21 protein-coding genes are annotated in these 24494 nt (G+C 60.8%); 10 read left to right on the top strand and 11 right to left on the bottom strand.

Features of this window, described 5'->3' with window-relative positions:
• Window positions 1–58 precede the first annotated feature (58 nt).
• Complete coding sequence (acs, locus tag BMX61_RS00350) at window positions 59–2023, bottom strand: acetate--CoA ligase (protein WP_075627413.1); 1965 nt, start codon at window positions 2021–2023, stop codon at window positions 59–61.
• A 232-nt stretch (window positions 2024–2255) separates the two neighbouring features.
• Here acs and BMX61_RS00345 point away from each other — a divergent pair, with 232 nt between their 5' ends.
• Window positions 2256–2954, top strand: coding sequence for a DUF1013 domain-containing protein (locus BMX61_RS00345; protein ID WP_075627414.1), 699 nt, complete (start codon window positions 2256–2258; stop codon window positions 2952–2954).
• Between the two features lie 93 nt (window positions 2955–3047).
• Here the strand turns inward: BMX61_RS00345 and BMX61_RS00340 are convergent, their stop codons facing one another.
• Window positions 3048–3707 carry a YggS family pyridoxal phosphate-dependent enzyme gene (locus BMX61_RS00340; protein WP_075627415.1) on the bottom strand — a complete coding sequence of 220 codons (660 nt, stop codon included), beginning with the start codon at window positions 3705–3707 and terminating at the stop codon, window positions 3048–3050.
• Window positions 3708–3957: 250 nt separating this feature from the next.
• Here BMX61_RS00340 and leuS point away from each other — a divergent pair, with 250 nt between their 5' ends.
• The 3 genes from leuS to holA all read left to right on the top strand — a co-directional run bounded on the left by leuS (window position 3958) and on the right by holA (window position 8363).
• Window positions 3958–6582 carry a leucine--tRNA ligase gene (leuS, locus tag BMX61_RS00335; protein WP_075627416.1) on the top strand — a complete coding sequence of 875 codons (2625 nt, stop codon included), beginning with the start codon at window positions 3958–3960 and terminating at the stop codon, window positions 6580–6582.
• Window positions 6569–7150, top strand: coding sequence for a hypothetical protein (locus tag BMX61_RS00330; protein ID WP_075627417.1), 582 nt, complete (start codon window positions 6569–6571; stop codon window positions 7148–7150). Before leuS ends, BMX61_RS00330 begins: the two co-directional genes overlap by 14 nt.
• A 178-nt stretch (window positions 7151–7328) precedes the next feature.
• Window positions 7329–8363, top strand: coding sequence for a DNA polymerase III subunit delta (holA, locus tag BMX61_RS00325; RefSeq protein WP_075627418.1), 1035 nt, complete (start codon window positions 7329–7331; stop codon window positions 8361–8363).
• Window positions 8364–8532: 169 nt separating this feature from the next.
• Here the strand turns inward: holA and BMX61_RS00320 are convergent, their stop codons facing one another.
• The 8 genes from BMX61_RS00320 to hemE form a co-directional block, all read right to left on the bottom strand.
• A complete protein-coding gene (locus BMX61_RS00320; RefSeq protein ID WP_075627419.1) occupies window positions 8533–9420 on the bottom strand; it encodes a ParB/RepB/Spo0J family partition protein in 888 nt (295 codons plus the stop codon).
• Window positions 9421–9452: 32 nt separating this feature from the next.
• Entirely contained in the window at window positions 9453–10247 is a 795-nt protein-coding gene (locus tag BMX61_RS00315; protein WP_075627420.1) for a ParA family protein, read from the bottom strand.
• Between the two features lie 4 nt (window positions 10248–10251).
• Window positions 10252–10896, bottom strand: a complete 645-nt coding sequence (gene rsmG, locus BMX61_RS00310; protein WP_075627421.1) for a 16S rRNA (guanine(527)-N(7))-methyltransferase RsmG — start codon at window positions 10894–10896, stop codon at window positions 10252–10254.
• Window positions 10893–12767, bottom strand: coding sequence for a tRNA uridine-5-carboxymethylaminomethyl(34) synthesis enzyme MnmG (gene mnmG / locus BMX61_RS00305; protein WP_075627422.1), 1875 nt, complete (start codon window positions 12765–12767; stop codon window positions 10893–10895). Before mnmG ends, rsmG begins: the two co-directional genes overlap by 4 nt.
• Before the next feature lie 90 nt (window positions 12768–12857).
• Window positions 12858–14177 (bottom strand): tRNA uridine-5-carboxymethylaminomethyl(34) synthesis GTPase MnmE, encoded by a 1320-nt coding sequence (gene mnmE, locus BMX61_RS00300; RefSeq protein ID WP_075627423.1) that lies wholly within the window; start codon window positions 14175–14177, stop codon window positions 12858–12860.
• Between the two features lie 187 nt (window positions 14178–14364).
• Window positions 14365–15630 carry a transcription termination factor Rho gene (rho, locus tag BMX61_RS00295; RefSeq protein ID WP_092742209.1) on the bottom strand — a complete coding sequence of 422 codons (1266 nt, stop codon included), beginning with the start codon at window positions 15628–15630 and terminating at the stop codon, window positions 14365–14367.
• Window positions 15631–15803: 173 nt separating this feature from the next.
• Entirely contained in the window at window positions 15804–16376 is a 573-nt protein-coding gene (gene hemJ, locus BMX61_RS00290; protein ID WP_075627425.1) for a protoporphyrinogen oxidase HemJ, read from the bottom strand.
• Window positions 16373–17407, bottom strand: coding sequence for a uroporphyrinogen decarboxylase (gene hemE / locus BMX61_RS00285; RefSeq protein ID WP_075627426.1), 1035 nt, complete (start codon window positions 17405–17407; stop codon window positions 16373–16375). The genes hemJ and hemE overlap by 4 nt, the downstream gene beginning before the upstream one ends.
• A gap of 409 nt (window positions 17408–17816) precedes the next feature.
• Here hemE and BMX61_RS00280 point away from each other — a divergent pair, with 409 nt between their 5' ends.
• The 6 genes from BMX61_RS00280 (at window position 17817) to BMX61_RS00255 (ending at window position 23729) form a co-directional block, all read left to right on the top strand.
• Complete coding sequence (locus tag BMX61_RS00280; RefSeq protein ID WP_075627508.1) at window positions 17817–18638, top strand: pyruvate, water dikinase regulatory protein; 822 nt, start codon at window positions 17817–17819, stop codon at window positions 18636–18638.
• A 90-nt stretch (window positions 18639–18728) separates the two neighbouring features.
• Window positions 18729–19328, top strand: a complete 600-nt coding sequence (locus BMX61_RS00275; RefSeq protein WP_075627427.1) for a Maf-like protein — start codon at window positions 18729–18731, stop codon at window positions 19326–19328.
• Window positions 19321–20178: a shikimate dehydrogenase gene (locus BMX61_RS00270; protein ID WP_075627428.1), complete on the top strand. Its 858-nt coding sequence runs from the start codon at window positions 19321–19323 to the stop codon at window positions 20176–20178. Before BMX61_RS00275 ends, BMX61_RS00270 begins: the two co-directional genes overlap by 8 nt.
• Window position 20179: 1 nt before the next feature.
• The gene (gene coaE / locus BMX61_RS00265; RefSeq protein WP_075627429.1) at window positions 20180–20809 is read left to right on the top strand and encodes a dephospho-CoA kinase; all 630 of its coding nucleotides are present in this window, start codon (window positions 20180–20182) and stop codon (window positions 20807–20809) included.
• The gene (gene dnaQ, locus BMX61_RS00260; RefSeq protein ID WP_075627430.1) at window positions 20809–21522 is read left to right on the top strand and encodes a DNA polymerase III subunit epsilon; all 714 of its coding nucleotides are present in this window, start codon (window positions 20809–20811) and stop codon (window positions 21520–21522) included. Before coaE ends, dnaQ begins: the two co-directional genes overlap by 1 nt.
• Window positions 21523–21725: 203 nt before the next feature.
• Entirely contained in the window at window positions 21726–23729 is a 2004-nt protein-coding gene (locus tag BMX61_RS00255; RefSeq protein ID WP_075627431.1) for a methyl-accepting chemotaxis protein, read from the top strand.
• Between the two features lie 126 nt (window positions 23730–23855).
• Here the strand turns inward: BMX61_RS00255 and secB are convergent, their stop codons facing one another.
• Complete coding sequence (secB, locus tag BMX61_RS00250; protein WP_075627432.1) at window positions 23856–24338, bottom strand: protein-export chaperone SecB; 483 nt, start codon at window positions 24336–24338, stop codon at window positions 23856–23858.
• Between the last annotated feature and the right edge of the window lie 156 nt (window positions 24339–24494).

Here is a 24494-nt window from a genome sequence, read left to right as displayed (position 1 = left end):
CAAGCCCGGGCGCATGTCTGTTCAGCCAAATGTCGTGGCGGAATGCGCTCCGAGAGTCTCAGGACGCTGCCTTCATTTGCCGATTCTGCCGGTTGGCGATGAGATCCTCCACGACGGCAGGATCGGCGAGCGTCGATGTATCGCCCAAGGCACTGAAATCGTCCTCAGCGATCTTGCGCAGAATGCGCCGCATGATCTTGCCAGAGCGCGTCTTAGGCAAGCCTGGCGCGAACTGGATCTTGTCGGGTGAGGCGATCGGGCCGATCTCCTTGCGCACATGGGCGACCAGCTCCTTGCGCAACTCCTCCGAACCGCTCTGCCCGGCCATCAGCGTGACATAGCAATAAATGCCCTGACCCTTGATATCATGGGGATAGCCGACCACCGCGGCTTCCGACACAGCATCATGGCTGACGAGCGCCGATTCGATTTCGGCCGTACCCATACGGTGGCCGGACACGTTGAGCACGTCATCGACGCGGCCGGTGATCCAGTAGTAGCCGTCCTCGTCGCGCCGGCAGCCGTCGCCGGTGAAGTATTTGCCCTTATAAGTCGAGAAGTAGGTCTGGACGAAGCGCTCATGGTCGCCATAGACCGTGCGCATCTGCCCGGGCCAGCTGTCGGCGATCACCAGATTGCCATCCGCAGGGCCGTCGAGAACCTGGCCCTCGGCATCGACCAGCTGCGGCTTGATGCCGAAGAAGGGCAGGGTGGCCGAGCCGGGCTTCAAGGCGGTGGCGCCGGGCAATGGCGTGATCATGTGGCCACCGGTTTCTGTCTGCCACCAGGTGTCGATGACAGGGCAACGGCCATCGCCAACGACGTTGTAATACCACTCCCAGGCTTCCGGATTGATGGGCTCACCGACCGTTCCGAGAATGCGCAGGCTGGCGCGCGACGACCTTTTGACGAACTCATCGCCCGCCCCCATCAGCGAGCGGATCGCCGTTGGCGCCGTATAGAAGATATTGACCTTGTGCTTGTCGACCACCTCCCAGAAACGGCCCTGGTCCGGGAAATTGGGCACGCCTTCGAACATTAGCGTCGTCGCGCCATTGGCCAGCGGACCATAGACGATATAGGAGTGGCCGGTGACCCAGCCGACATCGGCCGTGCACCAATAGATATCACCAGGACGATAATCGAAGACGTATTGATGCGTCATCGACGTATAGACCATGTAGCCGCCAGTCGTATGAAGCACACCCTTGGGCTTGCCTGTAGATCCGGACGTATAAAGAATGAAAAGCGGATCCTCCGCCTTCATCTTCACTGGCGGGCATTCGGTCTTCACGCTGGCCAGTTCCTGATGATACCAATGATCGCGGCCCGGCGCCCAGCCGACCTTGCCGCCGGTGCGGCGAACGACCAGGACATTCTTCACCTGCACATGCTGGCGGGCAGCAATGTGAATGGCCGTATCGACATTGTCCTTGAGCGGGATCGGCTTGCCGCCACGCACACCTTCATCGCAGGTGATGACGAAGGATGATTGGCAGTCGACGATGCGGCCGGCCACAGCTTCTGGCGAGAAGCCGCCGAAAACCACCGAGTGGACTGCGCCTATGCGCGAACAGGCGAGCATGGCATAGGCCGCCTCGGGGATCATCGGCATGTAGATAGTCACCCGGTCGCCCTTCTTGACGCCATGCTTCTTCATGACGTTGGCGAGGCGGCAGACCTGCTCATAAAGTTCGTTATAGGTGATCTTTTTGTCGATATAGGGGTTGTCGCCTTCGAAGATGATCGCGACCTGATTGCCGCGTGTCTTCAGATGCCGGTCGATGCAGTTGTAGGAGGCATTGGTCAGCCCATCTTCGAACCATTTGATCGGCACCTTGCCGTTGAAAGAGGTGTTCTTCACCTTCGTATAAGGCTTGAACCAATCGATCCGCATGCCGTGCTTGTCCCAGAAGCGATCCGGGTTCTCGATGCTTTCCCGATACCACTTGTGATAGGTCTCAGCATCGATCTGCGCGTTCGCGCGTGTTGATTTGGCAACCGGATAGGTTTTTGCCGACATGATCTGCCTCCCAGGAGTCTGGCCAGAATTCTGGCTTGGCGCCCTCCAGCGCCGGGTTCGCATCATAGATAACATTGATGATCACGTCGGCAATTAGACAAAAGATCAGCAGCCGCAGAAGAATTGCATTTCTGCGACAAGACGCGTATAGAGGCGTCCAATTCCCGGAAATTTAGAGTGGTAGACCCCACGGCCCGCGACACCGGCGCGGACGGACAGAAGGACTATATCCATGGCTCAACAGTTGCTGATGCCGAAGGCCACCGCCGTCTGGCTCGTTGACAACACCGCTTTGTCGTTCGACCAGATCGCCCAGTTCTGCAAGCTTCATCCGCTGGAAGTCAAAGCCATCGCCGATGGCGAATCCGCCCAAGGCATCAAGGGCCTCGATCCGATCGCCACCGGGCAGCTCTCGCGCGACGAGATCGTGCGCGCCGAAAACAATCCCGCCTACAAGCTGAAGCTTTCCGAGCCCAAGGTACGCGTGCCGGAATCCAAGCGTCGTGGCCCACGCTACACGCCTGTTTCCAAGCGCCAGGATCGGCCGAATGCCATTCTCTGGCTGGTGCGTAACCATCCCGAACTGAAGGACGCGCAGATCTCCCGCCTCGTCGGCACGACCAAGTCGACCATCGAGCAGATCCGCGACCGCAGCCACTGGAACTCCGCCAATCTGACGGCAATGGATCCGGTGACGCTGGGCCTCTGCTCGCAGATCGATCTCGACCTCGAAGTCGAACGCGCGGCCAAGAACCGGCCGCTGCCGACCGCTGCCGAACTGGGCGCGACGCTGGAAGCCGCGCAGGAAACCGAGAAGCTCGGCTTCAGCTATGATCGCGAGGAAGAGAAGGAAATGGACGCCGACGCCGTTTTCGCCAAGCTGAAGTCGCTGAAATCAAACGAACCCGAGGAAGAAGACGAGGATTATTGATCCTCATCCTGTCTCTCAAGGACTATTCGATTCACAAAGGCCGATCCTTCGCAGGGTCGGCCTTTCTCGTTTCAGTCTGACACTCGCTTCGCCTCAGCGACTGCCGAAGATCGCCGAGCCGACGCGGACGCTGGTGGCGCCGAAGGCGATGGCGGTTTCGAAATCGCCGGACATGCCCATGGAGAGTTTCGTCAGGCCACAGGCACGGGCCAATTTATCGAGAAGCGCGAAATGCGGCCCAGGATTTTCGTCCGCCGGCGGAATGCACATCAGGCCTTCGACCGGAAGGCCCGCCTCCTCGCGACAAAAGCGCACGAAGTCTTCCGTCTCCTCAGGCGCAATGCCCGCCTTTTGCGGTTCGAGGCCGGTATTGACCTGAACATAGAGCCGGACAGCCTTGCCCTGCCGCTTTGCTTCCTCCGCCACGGCCTTGGCAATCTTCGGCCTGTCGATCGTCTGGATCACATCGAACAACGCGACGGCATCCGCCGCCTTGTTGGACTGCAAGGGGCCAATCAGGTGCAGCTCGATCCCGTCGGTTTCGGTTTTGAGTTCCGGCCATTTGCCTTGCGCTTCCTGCACACGGTTCTCGCCGAAGAGACGCTGGCCGCAGGCGATCACGGGGCGAATGGCGTCGGCATCGAAGGTCTTGGATACGGCCACGAGCAGGGCCGAGCCGGGTGCGCGGTCTGCTGCCTGTTCCGCAGCCGCGATGCGCTCCCGCACCTCTCTCAGATTGTCTTCCACGCTCATGCGACACTCCATCTGCCGAAACCCGCCATGCCGCTGTCAGCACGGCCTTGCAGGGCCTGAAACGTGCTTAGAGGGAGCGGGCACGTCTGCCAAGAGGGCACCGGCCCTGCCTTACCCGGTTGCGGCCAATCGGGCCGCCAAGGCGCGAAACTTGACGCTTGCACCGTTTCATGATGAAGGTTCGGCCACGATTTTCGGCGCTTCGACGCCGTTTCACCCGTTCTCTTCAGCACATTTTCAAGAAAAACGCATGGCCACCGAACGCTACAATCACCGCGATGCCGAGCCGCGCTGGCAGGCTGCCTGGGACGACCAGTCGATCTTCAAGACGGACAATGCCGATCCGCGCGAAAAATACTACGTGCTCGAAATGTTCCCCTACCCCTCGGGCCGGGTGCATATGGGCCATGTGCGCAATTATACCATGGGCGATGTCGTTGCCCGCTACAAGCGCGCCCGCGGCTTCAACGTTCTGCATCCCATGGGTTGGGATGCCTTCGGCATGCCGGCGGAAAATGCGGCCATGGAACGCGGTGTGCATCCTGCGACCTGGACCTATCAGAACATCGCCTCCATGAAGGCGCAGCTGAAGCGCATGGGCCTCTCGCTGGACTGGTCGCGCGAATTCGCCACCTGTGACGTTGCCTATTACGCCCAGCAACAGGCGCTGTTCCTGGACTTCTTGGACAAGGGCCTGGTCTACCGCAAGCAATCCAAGGTGAACTGGGATCCGGTCGACAATACGGTTCTGGCCAACGAACAGGTGGTCGACGGGCGCGGCTGGCGTTCTGGCGCTCTGGTCGAGCAGCGCGAGCTGACGCAATGGTTCTTTCGCATCACCGATTTTGCCGATGACCTCCTGTCCTCGCTCGACACGCTGGACCAGTGGCCCGAAAAAGTCCGGCTGATGCAGAAGAACTGGATCGGCCGGTCGGAAGGCCTGTCGATCCGCTGGCAGATCGTGCCCAATGCGCGGGCGGGCGACGCGACCGAAGTGGAAGTCTACACCACCCGGCCCGATACGCTGTTCGGTGCCTCCTTCCTCGCTATCGCCGCCGACCATCCGCTGGCCCGTGCCCTCTCGGAAACAAATGCCGAGATCGACGCCTTCTGCGCGGAAACCCGCCATGCCGGAACCTCGCTTGCCGCGCAGGAAACGGCGGAGAAGAAGGGCATCGACACAGGGCTGAAGGTCCGCCATCCGCTGGATCCCAGCTGGGAGCTGCCGGTCTGGATCGCCAATTTCGTGCTGATGGACTATGGCACCGGTGCGATCTTCGCCTGCCCCTCCGGAGATCAGCGCGATCTGGACTTTGCCCGCAAATACGGCTTACCGGTCGTTCCCGTGGTCATGCCGCGGGACGGCGATGCCGCCAGCTTCACGGTGGGCGATGAGGCCTATACGGGCGATGGCGTCATGATCAATTCGCGCTTCCTCGACGGCCTGTCGACCGAGGACGCCTTCCTTCGCGTTGCCGAGACGCTGGAAGCCACAGAGCTCGACGGTCGCCCACAGGCGACACGCAAGGTGAATTTCCGCCTGCGCGACTGGGGCATTTCGCGCCAGCGCTATTGGGGCTGCCCGATCCCCGTGATCCACTGCCAAGCCTGTGGCGTGGTGCCGGTGCCAAAGGCGGACCTGCCGGTGAAGCTGCCGGAAGACGTGACCTTCGACCGCCCGGGCAATCCGCTCGACAATCATCCCACCTGGCGTCATGTCGCCTGCCCGCAATGCGGCGCAGATGCCCGGCGCGAGACGGACACGATGGATACGTTCGTCGATTCCTCCTGGTATTTCATCCGCTTTACCGCGCCTTGGGAGACGCAGCCGACGGAGCGCGCCGCCTGCGATCGCTGGATGCCGGTCGACCAATATATCGGCGGCATCGAGCATGCGATCCTGCATCTGCTCTACTCCCGCTTCTTCACCCGCGCGATGAAGGAAACCGGCCATGCCGGGCTGTCGGAGCCTTTCAAGGGCCTCTTCACGCAAGGCATGGTCGTGCATGAGACCTATAGCCGTGGTGAAGGCATTCACCGGGAATGGCTGACGCCCTCATCCGTCAAGATCGAGGAGCTCGACGGCAAGCGCGTCGGAAGCCTGATCGAAACGGGCGAGACGATCCATATCGGCTCGATCGAGAAGATGTCGAAGTCGAAGAAGAATGTCGTCGATCCCGATGACATCATCGATTCCTACGGCGCCGATACCGCCCGCTTCTTCGTCCTCTCGGATTCGCCGCCGGACCGCGACGTGATCTGGTCGGAAGCAGGTGTGGAGGGTGCGCATCGCTTCGTCCAGCGTGTCTGGCGCCTGATTTCGGAGGCCGACTGGCTGGCACAGGTGGAAGGCCGGCCCGCAGTGGAAGGCGAAGGGCTGGCGATCTCCCAGATCGCCCATAAGACGCTGAAGGCCATCCAGAACGACCTCGACAACCTCGCCTTCAACAAGGCGGTGGCGCGGCTTTATGAGTTCGTTAACGCCCTGGCCGGTCCGCTGACACAGGCAACCGCAGGCACCGACGAAAGCCTGCGCGCAGCGCTGAAAGATGCAGTGTCCATCCTCGTTCGCCTGATTGCGCCGATGACCCCCCATCTGGCCGAAGAATGCTGGAGCGTGATCGGCGGTGAGGGCTTGGCGGCGACCGCGGCCTGGCCTGCTTTTGACGATCGCCTTGTCGTGGAAAACGAGGTGACCCTGCCTGTTCAGATCAACGGCAAGAAGCGCGGTGATTTGACAATCGCCCGTGATGCAGACCAGAGTGCCGTCGAACAAGCCGTGCTGGCCATGGAGGTGGTCCAGGCCGCGCTCGAAGGCCGCACACCGAAGAAGATCATCGTTGTGCCGCAGAGGATCGTGAATGTCGTCGTTTGATTTCACCGGCCGCGCCCTGCGCCTCGCTGTCACGGCGCTGAGCCTCGCCAGTCTGGCTCTGGTCTCCAGTTGCCAGGTTCGCCCGCTTTATGCGGATGGCCCTTCCGGCGTTTCAAGTGTTGCACTCGCGTCGATCGGCATTGCGCCGGCGCCAGACCGGGTGACGCAGCAGGTACGCAATCGCCTGATCTTCCTCCTGGCAGGCGGCATGGGCGAAGCGGCCAATCCGCAATACAAGCTGGCCATGAGCGTGGGGAACAAGACGGAAGGCGTTCTGTACGACCAGCGCGACAGCCGTGACACCAATTCTGACATGGCGACAGCCGGCCGCGTCGTCGTGACAGCCGACTTCAACCTGACCCGGGTTTCCGACGGCAAGACGATTGCCTCGGGCAAGCGCTCGGCCGTCGCGCTCGTCGATTTTTCCGTACAGGAGTTCTCGAAGCTTCGGGCGATTCGCGATGGGCAGGATCGGGCCGCGCGCGAAGTGGCAGAAACAATTCGCGCAGACCTCGCCGCCGCCTTGGCGCGCGAGCCAGCGCCTGTGGCTGTGGTGACCAAGGGCTGAACAGCAGAGGCATCCGAAACGGTGCGTTGCGGATGCCTCAACATGCTTTTCACGTCTTCGCTTTTCCCTGCTGCGGACTTCGGAGCGCCTTCGAGGCTGGCCGGTCCTGGTCGCCGATCCTTTGCGGCCCCTTGCGCCGTGTACAAAGAGAGCAGCAGGCTTTAGAAAGATCCCATCCGTGGCCGAGCTCAAATCGCACGAAGTCGACGCTGCGTTACGCCGCGGCCTGCCCAGCCAGAAGCTCTATCTGATCTATGGGCCGGACCGTGGCCTTGTCTCCGAACGCGCGCGCCGGATTGCGGAGCTCAGTGGCGTTCCCTTGGATGACCCTTTTTCCGTTGTTCGCCTGGATGGTTCCGATCTCCAGGCCAATCCCGGCCGCCTGATGGAGGAGGTCTCGTCCTTCGGTCTCTTCGGTGGTGAGAAGCTCGTGTGGGTTCGAGGAAGCGGAACGGAAAAAGCGCTGATCGATGAGCTTGGCGCGCTGACGAAGATGCCAGCCTCGCCGACCATCGTCGTCGTTGAAGCCGGTGACCTCAAAAAGGGCACCGGCCTGCGGAAGATTGCGGAAACAAGCGGCGCGGTTCTGGCGATGCCTTGCTACGCCGATGATGCGCGCGCGGTCCAAGCCCTGATCGACGGCGAAATCAGCCATGCAGGACTAAAAATCACGGCCGAAGCGCGTGAGCGGCTGGCCGAGAGCCTGGGCGGCGACAGGATCGCTTCACGCAATGAGCTGCGCAAGCTTGCGCTTTACGCCCAAGGCCAGGACATGATCGACGAGGAGGACGTCACAGCCATCATTGGTGACGCTAGTGCCGTCTCCGTCGATGATGCCGTGGATGCGGTTCTCAAGGGCGATGTCGACGGGCTGGACGCTGCTCTGAGAAAGATCGCCGCGTCGAAGACGCCGCTTTTCCTCGTCCTTCAGGGCTGCCTGCGACAGTTCCAGCAGATGGACGTCATGCTCGCCGAGATGGACGACAAGCGCCTTCCGCCAGGCCAGGTCATTGCAACACTCGGCAGAGGACTACACTTCCGCCGCAAGCCACTGGTGGAAGCCGCCCTTAAGCACTGGAGCGGTCCTCTTTTGCGGCGTGAATCGGACAGGCTACAAAACGCGATCCTGCAGACGCGCGGACGCGCGGTCCTGGAAGAACAGATCGCCATGCACGCGTTGCTGGCCGTCACAGTCGCCGGCCGGCGGCGGTGAAAGCATGGTTTCAAGGCCAAAATACGTTTCAGTCCAGAGACTTAAGACGCAAAAGCGGTCATGCGATGGCGCGATACAACGCGAATGATGCGTCCCTTATACGCATTCCGGAAGCTCGCTTTCGGACAGTGCTTCAACATTGGGGATCGAAGAGCCCGTCCGCAAATTTTCAGCGCCGCTCAAGCAGGCGGCAGAGTTCTTCAAGCTGATCCAGAGTCTTGTAGGCGATCTTCAACTGGCCGCCGCTGGCCTTATGGCTGACAGAGACATCGAGCCCCAGGCGATCCGACAGGCTGCGCTCAAGCGCGACAGTATCGGCGTCTTTGGCTGGCTTGGGCTGTGGGCGGCCGGCATGCGGATCGTTCTGCGCCTTGATGTCGTTCTGCGCCAGCTTTTCTGTATCGCGCACCGAGAGGCCTTTGGTCACCACGGCCTGCGCAAGCTTGATCGGATCGGATGTCGGGATCAACGCCCGAGCATGGCCAGCTGAGAGCGTGCCAGACGAGAGCATGTCGCGCACAGGCTCAGGCAATTTCAACAGCCGCAGGCTGTTGGCAACATGGCTTCGGCTCTTGCCGACGATCTCGCCAAGATCGTTTTGCGTATAGCCGTGCTCAGCCATCAGCTGCTCGTAGCCCAGTGCCTCTTCGACCGGATTGAGGTCGGAGCGCTGAACGTTCTCGACGATGGCGATTTCGAGCGCGGTGCGATCATCCACATCGCGGATGATGACAGGCACATCCGTCAGCCCGGCAAGCTGGGCGGCCCGCCAGCGCCGTTCGCCGGCAATGATCTCGTAGCGCTCGCCGTCCAAGGTCCGCACAACGACCGGCTGGACGATGCCATGCTGGCGCACCGAGCTGGCAAGATCCTGCAGCTCCTGCTCATCGAAAGTCCGACGAGGATTGCGTGGATTGCGCGAGACGAATTCGATCGGCACCTTCCGATCGGCCGAAATAACAGGCTTCCCAGTTGCCACAGGAAGAGGCTGGTCCATCTCGCCGATCAAAGCAGCCAAACCGCGGCCCAGACGACGACGCGACAGATCCTCACTCATTCCCTTTTCCTTTCATTACGCAATCGAATCGATCAGGCTGCGGCCTTGCGTTGCCGCTCACGCTGGATAACCTCGGACGCCAGCTGCAGATAGGCTTGGCTCCCGGCGCATTTCAGATCGTACAGAATTGCCGGCTTGCCGTAGGACGGCGCCTCCGACACGCGAACATTCCGTGGGATCAGGGTCTGATAGACCTTTTCGCCAAGATGGGTCCGCACATCGCTGACCACCTGCTGCGCCAGATTGTTACGGGCGTCGAACATGGTCAGTACGATTCCCTGGATATCCAACAGAGGATTCACCGTCCGCCTGATCTGGTCGACTGTTTCGAGAAGCTGGCTCAGGCCCTCAAGAGCGAAGAACTCGCATTGCAGGGGTACCAGCACGGAATGCGCCGCTGCCATGGCATTCATCGTCAGAAGATTGAATGAGGGAGGGCAATCGACCAGCACGTAGGAATAGGTGCCGGCGCCTTCGCTCTGGAGCGCTTTACGCAAGCGGAACACGCGATCGGCCTGCTGGGCAATTTCCATCTCGACACCGAGCAGATCCATCGTGGACGGCACGATCGAAAGATTGGGAACAGCCGTCGCCTGCGCGGTTTCGCGGATCGAGTGGCTGCCGAGCATCAATTCGAAAGACGAGAGATTTCGATCGCGGCGTTGAATACCAAGGCCGGTCGACGCATTGCCCTGAGGATCAAGGTCGATGATCAGAACGGATTCGCCGATCGCTGCCAGAGCGGTCGCCAGATTGATGGCGGTGGTGGTCTTGCCGACGCCGCCTTTTTGATTGGCAATAGTGATAATGCGATTAAGTTTGGACATGCGCCTATCCTGTAGTCCGCGACAAGAGAGCGATGCGCGACACTTCGAGCACGACCGAATCCGGTTCGATCACACTTTGATGCTTTAACAGATCGAATTCGAAGCGACCACGGGCCTTGTCAATCTCCAGCTGATAATCCCGCCCTTTATGGAAATAAGCGCGCAGATTTTCATTCGCGGTGGCCCAAGGGAGACAGAAGTCGAGAAGCTGCGGCAGTTCCGCGAGCGCCCGCGCCGAAATCGCGTCGCAGATGGGGACAGCCTTTGAAGCCTCCTCAATCCGCACCGGATGGACGGAGCCGCGCGCACCGGTCTCAAGCAAAGCCACGCGGAGGAATGCGGCTTTCTTGTTGTTGCTTTCGATCAGGTGCACCCAGCCTGCACCGGACTCTGCCAGCGCGATCGCGGTGATGACGCCCGGAAAGCCGCCGCCTGAACCTAGATCGACCCAGTTTATCGGCTCAGGCCGAAGATGGAAGATCTGCAGGCTGTCGGCGACATGACGGTCCCATAGCTGTGGCAACGTCGAGGGCGCGATAAGATTGATGGATGCCTGCCAGCGTTTGAACAGATGAACAAAATGCTGGAGCCGCTCCTGCGTTTCACGTGAAACACGCAGGCCGTTTATGTACTGGCGAGGACTCGTCATTCGTGAATCGCTTTTTGTCTCGCTTCCGAATCGAAACGCTTGAGAACGGCCAGAAGCAGAGAGACTGCTGCGGGCGTCATCCCATCGACCTTCATGGCTTGCGCGATGTTTGCTGGTCTCGCGCGCGCCAATTTTTGTTTCAACTCAATGGAGAGACCCGGTAGCTCCTCATAGGCAAAGCCATCCGGAATGCGCCTTTGCTCTTCGCGCTGAACCGTATCAATGTCCATCCGCTGGCGATCCATATAGACAGCATATTGCGCATCGATCTCGAGGACATCCGTCAATTTCCGCTCCACGGCTCCCAAATCAGGCCAGAGCATCGAGATCGTCTGCCAATCATATTGAGCATAGGACAGGAGATCATAGGCCGATCGCCTTTGGCCATCCTGGTTCAAGTCGAGCCCGGCACGCTTTGCCTCTGTGGGTGTGACCGTTCGTTCCCTGAGCACATTGCGCAGTCGCTCGAACTCATCATGCCAGGCATTGAAAGCGTCACGTCTCTCAGCACCGACACAACCCAGGGCGATAGCTTCCGGCGTCAGGCGCAGATCAGCATTGTCGGCCCGCAACGACAGACGATATTCTGCGCGCGAGGTGAACATTCGGTAGGGCTCGCTGACGCCGCGGCTTGTGAGATCGTCGATCATGACGCCGATATAGGATGTGGTGCGGCTGAACTGATAAGGCGCTGCTCCCGAAGCGAAGCGTGCTGCATTCAGGCCAGCCGCGAGCCCTTGGGCCGCCGCCTCCTCATAGCCTGTCGTGCCATTGATCTGGCCTGCCAAAAACAGGCCGGGTATCTTCCGGACGGAGAGGGCAGGCGTGAGTTCTCGCGGATCGACATGGTCGTATTCGATGGCATAGCCGGGTTGAAGAATCGTCACCCGTTCCAGGCCAGGGATCGTTCGGATGAAAGCGTCCTGGACCTCTGCAGGCAGGCTGGTCGAAATACCATTCGGATAGACAGTCGGATCGTCCAGTCCTTCGGGCTCCAGGAAGATTTGGTGGCCGTCTCTTTCGCCAAAGCGAACGATTTTGTCCTCGATCGAGGGACAATAACGAGGGCCAACCCCTTCGATCTTGCCGGAATACATGGCGGATCGGCCAATGTTGTCCTCAATGATCTTGTGGGTCGCATCCGTTGTCCGCGTCACGCCGCACGTAATCTGCGGCGTCGTGATCCGCTTGGTCAGAAAAGAAAAGGGGACGGGATCCTCATCCGCGGACTGGCTGCCGATAGCGGTCCAGTCGATGGTGCGCCCATCCAGACGCGCCGGGGTGCCAGTCTTCAACCGACCCAGCTTCAATCCGGCATTCCGCAAAGTCTCGCTCAGTCCGAGCGATGGCGCTTCGCCCATGCGTCCGGCTGGTGTGGTTTGGTCGCCGATATGGATGACGCCGCGCAGGAAAGTTCCGCTGGTCAAGACGACGGCGCCGGCCTTCAGTTGACGCCCATCTGCAAGAATGACCCCGTCCACCCGCTCATGGTCGAAAGAGAGATCAAAGGCATCGCCTTCAAGAACGCTTAGCCCATCCGTCTCTTCGATCGCGGCCTGCATTGCCAAGCGATAGAGTTTGCGGTCTGCCTGCGTCCGAGGTCCGCGCACGGCAGGACCCTTGCGACGGTTCAGGAGTCGAAACTGGATGCCGGCGGCGTCGGCCACCCGACCCATCAGGCCGTCGAAAGCATCGACCTCCCGCACAAGATGGCCTTTTCCCAAACCGCCGATGGCCGGGTTACAAGACATCACGCCGATAGTATCGCGTTTATGGGTGAGGAGAGCAACGGAGGCGCCGAGGCGCGCCGCAGCGCTCGCCGCCTCGCAGCCTGCATGTCCGCCGCCAATCACGATGACATCGTAGCGCATGGAGAGGTCCATCCAGTTGAGAATCGTTTCACGTGAAACGTCGCAAACGACTCGGTTGAGTTGCATCATCCCGAAAGGACTTAGCGCAATTTATTTGCCAATGCAGAATTCCGAGAAGATCACATCGAGCAAGTGTTCAACATCCACGCGGCCGGTCAGTCTGCCAAGTATATCCTGGGCTAGACGCAGATATTCGGCTTGAAGGTCAAGAGCGCCGGACATATCGAGACTGCTGCGAATATGACCAGCGCATTGACGCAGCAGATCCTGATGCCGCCGACGTGCCGGAAGGGCAAGTGCACCGGGATGAACACGGGGCAAACGGCGCTGGATCATATCGATCAGCCTGTCGAGGCCCGTTCCATCCTCTACCGAAATCGTCAGGTCAGCAGCGCTGCTATCCCATATCGCGCTGTCGCGATCAAGCTTCGTGCCCAGTTTCAGGATCGGCGCTTGCGTGTCCAATGTTGCGTTAAAGCCGTTTGGATGATCGGCAAGCAGAAGAACGAGGTCCGCATCCGCGATCCGCGCCCGGGCTCGGCGAATGCCTTCGCGCTCCACCTGATCCTCGGTGTCTCGCAAACCGGCGGTGTCGATGAGTTTCACCATGAATCCGGCTAATGAAAGATCGACTTCCAGGACGTCTCGTGTCGTGCCCGCGACGTCCGTGACGATCGCGATATCGCGCTTGGCCAATGCGTTAAGCAGGCTCGATTTTCCGGCGTTTGGCTCGCCCGCGATGACGATCCGATAGCCGTCACGAATAATGGTGGCTGTGGCCGAACCCGTCAGGTGCCGCTGGATCTCGTCGTAGAGCAAAGCCATGTCCGGCCAGATACGCTCGGCGACCGAACCCGGCACATCGTCCTCATCGGCAAAATCCAACTCGGCTTCGATCATGGCGCGCGCATGGGTCAGACGCTTTGCCCACCCGCTATAAAGTGATGAGAGACCACCGGCTGCCTGTTCGCCCGCCAGCCGGCGTTGCATTTCTGTTTCAGCCGCCAGCAGATCTGCGAGACCCTCGACCTCGATAAGATCAAGCTTTCCATGGGCAAAGGCGCGGCGCGAAAACTCGCCGGCATCGGCCAGGCGCAATCCATCAAAGCCTGCAAGACAATCGAGCGTTGCCTGTACGACGGCGCGCCCGCCATGCAGATGCAGCTCTCCGCAGTCCTCGCCCGTGAAAGAGAAGGGCGCAGGGAAGAACAAGACGAGGCCCTGATCGAGCCGCTCGCCATCGCCATCGCGGATCGTGCGCAGCGCCGCGCGACGCGGCGCGGGCAAACCGCCTGTCATATGGGTAATGACATCGGCCGTCCTTGGTCCGCTAAGGCGGATCACTGCCACACCGGAGGGCAAGCCGCCGCTCGATAAGGCAAAGATCGTCTCGGCTTGGGGCGCCGTCATGGCGTCCTCCTTGTTTTCATGCTCATTGAAACCGGATCCTGTCTACCCGCCGAACCGACCGCCAGGAGAGGCCCGTCTATACGTAAAACGTCCGGCGCGCGAAAACGCGGCCGGACGTGAAACATGGTCATGGTCAAACCCGCTTGAGCAAGCCCGCATGGCCGGCTTGCACTTGGGCCATTGATGATCAGGTGTTCATCGAGTCGAAGAAGTCGCCATTGGTCTTGGTCTGCTTCAACTTGTCGATCAGGAATTCGATGGCATCGGTCGTGCCCATCGGCGCGAGAATGCGGCGGAGCACGAAGATCTTCTGCAGGTCCTGGCGCGGAACCAGGAGATCTTCCTTACGCGTACCCGACTTGAGAATATCCATCGAGGGGAAGATGCGCTTGTCGGCAACCTTGCGGTCCAGCACGATTTCAGAGTTACCGGTGCCCTTGAACTCTTCGAAGATCACTTCGTCCATGCGGCTTCCGGTGTCGATCAGCGCCGTGGCGATAATCGTCAGCGAACCGCCTTCTTCGATGTTGCGCGCGGCACCGAAGAAACGCTTCGGCCGCTGCAGGGCGTTGGCATCCACACCGCCGGTCAGAACCTTGCCGGAAGAGGGCACGACCGTGTTGTAGGCGCGGCCCAGGCGGGTGATCGAGTCCAGGAGGATGACGACATCGCGCCCATGCTCGACCAGACGCTTGGCCTTCTCGATCACCATTTCGGCAACCTGCACGTGGCGCGTGGCCGGCTCGTCGAAGGTCGAAGACACCACCTCGCCCTTGACCGAACGCTGCATGTCGGTGACTTCTTCCGGCCGCTCGTCGATCAGGAGAACGATCAGATAGCATTCCGGGTGGTTGGCGGTGATCGAATGGGCGATGTTCTGCAGGAGCACCGTCTTACCGGTGCGCGGCGGCGCCACGATGAGGCCGCGCTGGCCCTTGCCGAGCGGAGCGATCAGATCGATGACGCGCGCCGAGAGATCCTTGGATGTCGGGACCTCCAGCTCCATCTTGAAGCGCTCATTGGGATAAAGCGGCGTCAGATTATCGAAGTGGACCTTGTGGCGGATCTTTTCGGGATCCTCGAAATTGATCGTGTTGACCTTCAACAGCGCGAAATAGCGTTCGCCTTCCTTCGGGCCGCGAATGGGGCCTTCGACGGTATCACCTGTCTTTAGCGAGAAGCGGCGGATCTGCGAAGGTGAAATATAGATATCGTCAGGGCCCGGAAGATAGTTCGCATTGGCCGAACGCAGGAAACCGAAGCCATCCTGCAGCAATTCAACCACACCTTCACCGATGATTTCCACGTCCTGGGCTGCGAGCATTTTCAGGATGGCGAACATCAGCTCTTGCTTGCGCATGACGCTGGCATTTTCCACCGAGACCGACTCCGCAAAAGCCAGGAGATCGGTCGCCGTCTTGTTCTTTAGGTCTTGCAGCTTCATTTCAGCCATGAAGGGAATCACACTCGAAGGGAAGGGGGGATTGGGAAAACGTGGCAGTTGAATGCAATGCGGCGTTCAGACGAGTCCGCTCGAACTTCACCACGTACAATCGGGAGGGGATAAAGGCAAAATAGCGGTTTCCCGGCTCAGCCGCAAGAGGGCGGCCGGGAAATAGTCGGAAATCAAAATGGCTTCACAACCGCCAGAATGACGATGACGATCATCAAGACGGTCGGCACCTCATTCATCAGGCGCCAGTAGCGTGGGCTCTTGCGTGGTCCATCCTTGGCAAAACGCCTGACGGCATTGGCGAAATGCACATGTGCGAGGGTCAGGAGGATGACGGCGAGGATCTTGGCATGCAGCCAGCCGCCGGAAAAACCATAGATGCGCCACGCCAGATACAGGCCCAGCACCCAGGTGATCATCATGGCCGGATTCATGATCACCTTCAACAGCCGCTGTTCCATCACCTTGAAGGTTTCGGATTGGGGGGAGCCTGGCACGGCATCGCTGTGATAGATGAACAGCCGGGGCATGTAGAGCAGCCCTGCCATCCAGGAGATCACTGCAATGAGATGCAGCGCCTTGACCCAGGGATAGGCCACCTCGACGGGTGAGGCAAAAAGCCCAGCGATCAGGCCGACAAAGATGGCAAGGGCCAGCCCGGCGCGCAGGCTTGCTCGCCGCCCCGCCGGTTGGCCGACCTGTCGCTCCCGATCATCATCGCCCGGTCCAACCGGCGCGGCGGTCATGCAGCCCTCCCGCGCACGCGTTCCACCAGCTCGGCCACCACTGCAGGATCGGCCTGAGGGGTGATGCCGTGCCCGAGATTGAAGATCAGCGGTCCCTGTCCCAGCGCATCGAGAATCGCGTCCACACCCTCTCTCAGCGAAACACCCCCCGCCACCACGCGCATAGGGTCGAGATTGCCCTGGATTGGCCCATCCTTCTGCAGCTCGCGAGCAAAGCCAAGCGGCACCGTCCAGTCGAGCCCGATTGCATCGGCGCCGGTCTTCTGGCGATAGGTCTTCAGCATCAGCCCCGCGCCTTTGGCAAAGGCGATGATGCGGGCCTGCGGCCGCCGGGCGCGGATGCTGGCCACCATACGCGCGACGGGCCGGATGGCGAAGCGTTCGAACTCGTCTTCGCCAAGCACCCCCGCCCAGCTGTCGAAGATCTGCACCGCATCGGCGCCGGCATCGATCTGCGCGACGAGATAATCGGCGGAGAGATCGGCGAGAAGGTCGAGCAGACGTATAAAGCTCTGCGGATAACGATAGGCAAAAAGCCGGGCAGGGGCCTGATCCGGTGTCCCATGTCCGGCGATCATATAGGTCGCCACCGTCCAGGGCGCCCCGCAGAAGCCGAGCAGCGTCGTTTCAGGGGGCAGGGCCTCCCGCAGGCGGCGGACCGTCTCCAAGACCGGGCCAAGGTGATCCAGCACGGGCGCCGGGTCGAGTTTGGCAATCCCGTCTTCGTCAATGGGGTCGAGCGCCGGCCCATGTCCTTCGAGAAAACGGACATTGCGCTTCAGCCCATCGGGAATGACCAGAATGTCCGAAAACAAGATCGCCGCATCAAAGCCATAGCGGCGGATCGGCTGCAGCGTCACCTCGGCCGCCAGCGCCGGATTGTAACAGAGGTCGAGAAAGCTTCCTGCCTCTGCACGTGTCGCCCGATATTCCGGCAGATAGCGTCCTGCCTGACGCATCAGCCAGATCGGCGGCGGCGAATGCGTTTCTCCCTCCAAGACCCTGATCAATCTCCGTTCCGGATGGGTCACGGGGCGCTCCTTCAAACAAACCAAAATAGGATTCTAAAGGGTTTCTATTTCTATGAGTCGGTGATGATCAAGGATCAAAGCCTGTCCCCACGTCCGTCGCCTCGTGCAGCCTCGCTCCGACGCAAGGGAAGATGTTTCTTCCCCTGTCAACGGCAAGATGGGCTTTTTGCAAAATCCGCGAGGAATCCGAAGGGCTTGCATGGCGTGCAGCCCTGTGCGCAGGCTGTGGATGAACTGAAGCCGGCCGCGACGCCCTGTCGCGGTCATGAGTCTTATCAACAGGGGCCTCAAATCCCTCCTCGCATCCTTGTCGATTGTGCATAACTTTCACTTTGTCCTCGTGCCATGACCCTTGCGCCGGTTCTGGCCCGATCCTGTCCCGCTTTATCAACAGGCGCCGGAGATTAGCGTGGAGAACCGAAAGACCTACTTCCATCTCCACCTGATTTCGGACTCGACAGGGGAGACTCTCATTGCCGCAGGCCGTGCGGCCGCCGCGCAGTTCCAGGCCTTTCATGCGGTCGAGCATGTCTATCCGCTGATCAGGAACCGCAAGCAGCTGATGCAGGTGATCGAGTCGATCGACAAGGCGCCGGGCATCGTGCTCTTCACCATCGTCGATCGCGAACTGGCGCAGATGGTCTCGACCGAATGCCAGCGCCTCGGCGTGCCCTCGGTCGCCGTGCTCGATCCGATCATCGATCTCTTCCAGTCCTATCTCGGTACCGCCTCGCGCCGTCGCTCAGGCGCGCAGCACGTCATGGACGCGGATTATTTCGCCCGGATCGACGCCCTGACCTTTACCATGGACCATGACGACGGCCAGCTGCCGGTGGATTTCAACGAAGCGGATGTGGTGCTGGTCGGCATCAGCCGCACCTCCAAGACGCCGACCAGCATCTATCTGGCCAATCGCGGCATTCGCACCGCCAATCTGCCGATCGTTCCGGGCGTGCCGCTGCCGGAAAGCCTTGTCAGCGCAACGCGCCCGCTGATCGTCGGCCTCGTGGCGACCACCGAGCGGATCGCTCAGGTTCGCCAGAACCGCGTGCTCGGCGCGACGCAGGATTATCACGGTGCCGACTATGTCGATCGGGCCGCGATCAATGAGGAGCTGCGTTATGCCCGCCAGCTCTGTAACCGCCATAACTGGCCGGTGATCGACGTCACGCGCCGCTCGATCGAAGAGACGGCAGCCGCCATCGTTGCCCTGCGACCCCGGCTGCGCTAAGCCGCCCATCAAGAACAAGCAGGCCTGTTCATTCCGCCGCCAGCATGGTTTTCATCCTGGCTGGTCCTCTTCGTCGGGAGTAAAGCATCCATGGCCGAACCTCTTCTTCTCGCCTCGGCAAGCCCGTTCCGCCGGAAGCTTTTGGAAAATGCAGGCCTGACCATCAGCTGGATGGCGGCTGATATCGACGAGCGCGCGCTGGAAGCACCACTCTCCGCAGCCGGCATCGAACCGGATAAGCTGGCGCAGGCGCTTGCCGATGCCAAGGCAGTGGCCGTTTCCGCACGCCATCCTGATGCCCTGGTCATTGGCGGCGACCAGACGCTGTCGCTCGGTGAGCGTGTGTTTCACAAGGCGCGCAGCCGCGAGGAGGCACGCCGTCACCTCCAGACCTTCGCCGGCAAGACCCACAGGCTGAACAGCGCCCTGACGCTTGCCAAAAAGGGGGAGGTCGTCTGGCGCCACATATCGGTGGCCGAGATGACCATGCGTCCCCTCTCCGATGCCTTTATAGAACGCTATCTCGACCGGGTGGGGGAGGCCGTCTATCTCAGCGTCGGTGCCTATCAGCTGGAAGGGGAAGGGGTGCAGCTCTTCGATCAAATCGAAGGAGACTATTTCACCGTTCTTGGCCTGCCGCTCCTGCCCCTTCTGTCTGCTCTGCGTGCGCGAGGCTCCATCGATGGCTGATTCACGTGAAACAATTGTTAACCATGCTTTCGTCACGGGTTATCCGATCAAGCACTCCCGCTCGCCTTTGATCCATGGCCATTGGCTGAAAAGCTTGGGCCTTGCGGGATCCTATAAAGCGATCGAGGTAGCCCCTGAGGCTTTTCCTGCTTTTCTCCAAAGTGTGCGCGACGGAAGCGGGGGGATGGTCGGCGGCAATGTCACCATTCCGCACAAGGAACTGGCCTTTAAGCTTGCCGACAGGCCGGATGCATTGGCCGAGGAGTTAGGCGCTGCCAACACGCTATGGCGGCAGGAGGGTGTGCTTCACGCTACCAATACGGATGGTTACGGCTTTACCCGCAATCTCGACCAGCGCGCACCAGGCTGGGCGGCTTGTGACCAGGCCGTGGTGCTCGGCGCCGGCGGTGCGAGCCGTGCCATTCTCCAGGCGTTGCGTGATCGCGGCATCAAGACCATCCATGTTCTCAACCGCACTGTGGCACGGGCACAGGACCTGGCGGACCGCTTCGGGCCGGCTCTTCATGCCCATCCCCTCGAAGCCTATGACGAGGTCGCGAAAGGCGCTGGCCTGGTCGTCAACACCACCTCGCTCGGCATGGACGGCACGCCGGTGCCGGACTTCGATTTCACCCGACTTGCGCCGGGTGCGATCGTAACCGATATCGTCTATGTGCCGCTAAAGACGCCTCTGCTCGCCCAGGCCGAGAAGCAGGGTGTGAAAACCGTCGACGGGCTGGGCATGCTCCTGCATCAGGCAGCGCCCGGCTTCGCGCGCTGGTTCGGCACGTTGCCCGACGTGGATGAGACGTTACGGGCCTTGATCGTGGCCGACATGGCTGGGCATTGATATGGAGACGACACATCCCGATCCGGGGAGAAAAGCCAGCGGCCCGTCCCGGCCGCTGATCCTCGGTCTTACTGGCTCCATCGGCATGGGCAAGTCGACCACGGCGGGCTTCTTCTCGGGCCTAGGCGTGCCGGTCAATGATGCGGATGCTGTGGTTCACGATCTCTATCGCGGGGAGGCAGTCGATCCGGTGGGCGCGGCTTTTCCCGGAACGATCCGGGATGGCGCCGTCGATCGTGCCGCGCTCGCTCAGGCGCTTGCGCGCGATCCCTCGGGCTTCAAGCGGCTCGAAGCCATCGTCCATCCGCTGGTGCGCCGCCGGGAAGCAGAATTTCTAGCGCATCATCGCGCGGCGGCAACGCCGCTCGTCATGCTCGACATCCCGCTTCTTTTCGAGACCGGTGGTCAAGGGCGCGTCGACAAGATCGTTGTCGTGACCTGCGCGCCGGACATCCAGAAGGAGCGGGTCTTGAAAAGGCCGGGGATGACGGAAGAGAAATTTGCCATGCTTCTCGCCCGGCAGGTACCCGACGCGGTAAAACGGGAAGGCGCCAATTATCTTATCGACACGGGGCTGGGGCTTGAAGCAGCCCAAGCCGCCGCCGCGGCCATCGTCAAGGAGTTGCGCTGATGCGTGAGATCATCTTCGATACGGAAACGACCGGCCTCGACAACAAGCTCGACCGGGTGATCGAAATCGGTGGCATCGAACTCGACAATCATTTTCCCACCGGGCGGACGTTCCATGTCTATATCAATCCGGGTGACAGGGCCGTTCATCCAGAGGCGCTGGCCGTTCACGGTATCACGGATGAGTTCCTGAAGGACAAGCCGCGCTTCGAGGAGGTCGTCGAGCAGGTGGTGGACTTCTTCGGGGAAGCGCGTTGGGTTGCCCATAACGCCACCTTCGACATGGGCTTCATCAACGCCGAGTTCGCCAGGCTCGGCCGGCCGCCGGTACCGGCCGATAAGGTGCTGGACACGCTGGCTCTGGCCCGGCGCAAGCACCCGATGGGTCCGAATTCGCTGGATGCGCTCTGCCGGCGCTATGGCATCGACAATTCGCATCGCACCAAGCATGGCGCCTTGCTCGACTCCGAATTGCTGGCTGAAGTCTATATCGAGATGATCGGTGGCCGCCAGGCGGCCTTGGGACTTGCGACTGCTGAACGTGGCCAGACGAATGATGCGACGACGGACGATGCCCGTCTGCTGGTCATCGGCCAGCGACCGCGCCCGCTGCCGCCAAGGCTGACCGAGGCGGAGCGGAAGGCGCATGCGGAGCTCGTCGGCAAGTTGGGTGAAAAAGCAATCTGGGCTCGCTACGAGCCGCCCGCAGCATAGGGGCTGGCTGGCCGTGTGGACATCAGAAGATGTCCACCTGATCAAGCTGAACGCAATATCTATCTTGATTTAGATGAATATTGAATAGTCTTTCAACTCCGAAACAGGGGTTGCACGCGTAAAAATATATTAAGTTTCGAACTCAATCCTAGGGATATCGCTCGAGGTCGTCCTCTGCGTTATTCTGATAGGGTTCGACTACAATGTCTTTTCTTTCCCGCTTTACGCTGACGAAAACGATCACGGCACTGACCGTCGGCATTCTTGCCCTGGCCCTGGCCGCCGTTTCCCTTGTGATCGCCGAGCGTGTGTCCAGCCGGATCAAGGATCAGGCCGTCGCCGATCAGGATTCGAGCCTGCGCGCGGCTGCCACCTTGGTCGAGCGCGATCTTCCCGGCCTGACGGTGAGCTGGAGCAAGAATGGCAATGTCGAGCGGATCACAGCTGAGGCCATTCCGGAAAGCTTCACCGAGCATCGCATGATCGATGCGATCGGCCGCATGACGGGACAGACGGCCACGATTTTTGGATGGGATGCAGCCTCGAAGGATTTCTGGCGCCGCACCACCAATATCATTAAGCCGGATGGCAGCCGGGCCGTTGGAACGGCGCTCGGCAAGACGGGTGCAGTCTATGCCGCCATCACCAAAGGTCAGGTGTATCGCGGCAAGGCCACTATTCTCGACACGCCCTATTACACGATCTACCAGCCGGTTTTCTCCAAGGATGGATCCGTGATCGGCATCCTCTATGCCGGCGTGCGGGCAGCCGAGATCGATAGCATGGCCACGGATCTAAGCTATGCAATCGCTTTGACGGCTGCGGTCGCGCTGCTGCTCGCGGCCATTCTGATCGCTTTGTGCGTCCGTCGCACGCTTGGCCTGCTCCCCCGCCTGACGGCGGTTGCCGATCGGCTGGCCGGCGGTGACCTCGATGCTGAGGTGCCGGGGCGGGCTTTGAAAAACGAGATCGGCGCACTATCCCGCGCACTCGACGTTTTTCGCGAAAGCGCGGTGGAGAAGATCGCGATGGAGCGGCGCGCGCATGAAGGGGTGGCGCTTCGCGAGCGGGAGAGCCAAGAGCGCGACGCCACAAAGATGGAAGAGACGCGACAGCTGGAAGATGCGATGGATCGCTTGGCCGACGGACTGCACAGGCTCAGCGATGGTGACCTGACCGTGCGCATCGACACCGGCTTTGCCGGGCAGCTCGACCGGCTTCGTCTGGACTTCAACCAGGCGGCCGAGAAGCTCAGAACTACCCTTGTCCGGCTTGGCGGCGAGACCGCTGGCATCGAGGCAAGCTCCATCGAAATGCGCTCGGCCACCGACGATCTGTCCAAGCGCACGGAACAGCAGGCAGCGTCGCTGGAGCAGACCTCGGCCTCGCTGGAGGAGATCACCTCGACAGTCCGCAGCTCATCCGCCAAGGCGGACGAAGCGGCCGAGATCGCCGGCAAGGCCCGTGTCAGCACCGAAAGGTCCAGTGCCGTTGTCTCCAGGGCCATCTATGCCATGAGCCGGATTCAGGACGCCTCGTCCGAGATTTCCACCATCCTCAATGTGATTGACGAGATCGCCTTCCAGACCAACCTTCTGGCGCTCAACGCAGGCGTCGAGGCAGCGCGGGCTGGCGAGGCGGGCAAGGGGTTCGCCGTGGTGGCGCAGGAAGTACGCGAGCTTGCCCAGCGCTCCGCCAGTGCCGCCAAGGACATCAAGGCGCTGATCCGCAAGTCTGGCGAAGCCGTCGAGAACGGCGTTTCCCTGGTCAGCGAAACCGGGGCTGCACTGGGCGATATCTCGTCTCAGGTGGCGCTGATCAACGAGCATATTTCCGCCATGGCCATAGCGACGCGCGAGCAGTCTTCCGCTTTGTCCGAAATCAATGGCGCCATCTCGTGTATGGACCAGTTCACGCAGAAGAATGCGGCAATGGTCGAGGAGACCAATGCCGTGACCCATCGTCTTGCAGAAAGTGCCGAGAACCTCAGCGCCCTGATCGCTCAGTTCCGCATGTCGGATGCGCCGGCCCAGGCCCTCAGCGTCAAGCTTGGCCGGTCTGCGCCCGTAACGATTGCCCGACCTGCGAGCCCGCAAAGCCGGCCCGTGGCCTCTCCGGCGCGACGACTGATCGGCGGGCTCAACCAGGCCTTTGCCAGTGCGGCGCCGGCTCCTTCAACCGCTTCCGACCAGTGGGAGAAATTCTAAATCGATGTGCTGAACCGGGATCGGCTCGATGCCGCTGGGATCACGGTCGCCATGCGATCCGGTCCAACGAAAAACGCCCGGGCTGTGACAGCGCCGGGCGTTTTTCGTTTTCCTGATCGGGAACGCTTAGTTCGTGTTGGCCGAAACCTGCGAACGAACCTTTTCCTCGGCCATGCGCTGGGTGAACATCTGGGCAAAGTCGATCGGGTCGATCATCAGTGGCGGGAAGCCGCCATTGCGGGTCGCGTCTGCAACGATCTGGCGGGCGAAGGGGAAGAGCAGGCGCGGGCACTCGATGAAGAGCAGCGGCAGCATGTGCTCCTGCGGGAAGCCGGACACGCGGAACACGCCGCCATAAGCAAGCTCGGCATTGAAGATCGTCTTGTCGCCTTCGGTCGCCACTGCGCTCAGCGTCAGGATCACGTCAAATTCCGTTTCGGAGAGCGGATTGGCATTGACGTTGACATTGATGTTGATCGAAGGCGCCTTGTCGCGCGCCTGCAGGGAACGCGGCGCGCCGGGATTCTCAAACGAGAAATCCTTGACATACTGGGCCAGGATGTTCAGCGAGGGGGACTGTGCCGTCCCGTTGCCATTCGTTTCGCTCATCGAGATCTCTTCCCTTTTGGGTCTTCGGACTGGCCTCGTGGTCTTCGGGCCATGATGATTTGGGTCATCGCGCTCTAGCATCTCGCCCGGACGCTTACAACCCGGCCGCCCGTCCGTCGGCCGCGCCTTTCGGCAAGGCCGATTTGCTGCAGGAAG

The sequence above is a fragment of the Xaviernesmea oryzae genome, assembly GCF_900109605.1.
Taxonomy (GTDB): domain Bacteria; phylum Pseudomonadota; class Alphaproteobacteria; order Rhizobiales; family Rhizobiaceae; genus Xaviernesmea; species Xaviernesmea oryzae.
This window is presented reverse-complemented; position numbering and strand designations above follow the sequence as displayed.

Bases quoted from the DNA above. Each gene is read 5' to 3' on its own strand.
- acs (WP_075627413.1), bottom strand. From the start codon at position 2,023: ATGTCGGCAAAAACCTATCCGGTTGCCAAATCAACACGCGCGAACGCG.
- BMX61_RS00345 (WP_075627414.1), top strand. From the start codon at position 2,256: ATGGCTCAACAGTTGCTGATGCCGAAGGCCACCGCCGTCTGGCTCGTT.
- BMX61_RS00340 (WP_075627415.1), bottom strand. From the start codon at position 3,707: ATGAGCGTGGAAGACAATCTGAGAGAGGTGCGGGAGCGCATCGCGGCT.
- leuS (WP_075627416.1), top strand. From the start codon at position 3,958: ATGGCCACCGAACGCTACAATCACCGCGATGCCGAGCCGCGCTGGCAG.
- BMX61_RS00330 (WP_075627417.1), top strand. From the start codon at position 6,569: ATGTCGTCGTTTGATTTCACCGGCCGCGCCCTGCGCCTCGCTGTCACG.
- BMX61_RS00320 (WP_075627419.1), bottom strand. From the start codon at position 9,420: ATGAGTGAGGATCTGTCGCGTCGTCGTCTGGGCCGCGGTTTGGCTGCT.
- BMX61_RS00315 (WP_075627420.1), bottom strand. From the start codon at position 10,247: ATGTCCAAACTTAATCGCATTATCACTATTGCCAATCAAAAAGGCGGC.
- rsmG (WP_075627421.1), bottom strand. From the start codon at position 10,896: ATGACGAGTCCTCGCCAGTACATAAACGGCCTGCGTGTTTCACGTGAA.
- mnmG (WP_075627422.1), bottom strand. From the start codon at position 12,767: ATGCGCTACGATGTCATCGTGATTGGCGGCGGACATGCAGGCTGCGAG.
- mnmE (WP_075627423.1), bottom strand. From the start codon at position 14,177: ATGACGGCGCCCCAAGCCGAGACGATCTTTGCCTTATCGAGCGGCGGC.
- rho (WP_092742209.1), bottom strand. From the start codon at position 15,630: ATGGCTGAAATGAAGCTGCAAGACCTAAAGAACAAGACGGCGACCGAT.
- hemJ (WP_075627425.1), bottom strand. From the start codon at position 16,376: ATGACCGCCGCGCCGGTTGGACCGGGCGATGATGATCGGGAGCGACAG.
- BMX61_RS00275 (WP_075627427.1), top strand. From the start codon at position 18,729: ATGGCCGAACCTCTTCTTCTCGCCTCGGCAAGCCCGTTCCGCCGGAAG.
- BMX61_RS00270 (WP_075627428.1), top strand. From the start codon at position 19,321: ATGGCTGATTCACGTGAAACAATTGTTAACCATGCTTTCGTCACGGGT.
- coaE (WP_075627429.1), top strand. From the start codon at position 20,180: ATGGAGACGACACATCCCGATCCGGGGAGAAAAGCCAGCGGCCCGTCC.
- dnaQ (WP_075627430.1), top strand. From the start codon at position 20,809: ATGCGTGAGATCATCTTCGATACGGAAACGACCGGCCTCGACAACAAG.
- BMX61_RS00255 (WP_075627431.1), top strand. From the start codon at position 21,726: ATGTCTTTTCTTTCCCGCTTTACGCTGACGAAAACGATCACGGCACTG.
- secB (WP_075627432.1), bottom strand. From the start codon at position 24,338: ATGAGCGAAACGAATGGCAACGGGACGGCACAGTCCCCCTCGCTGAAC.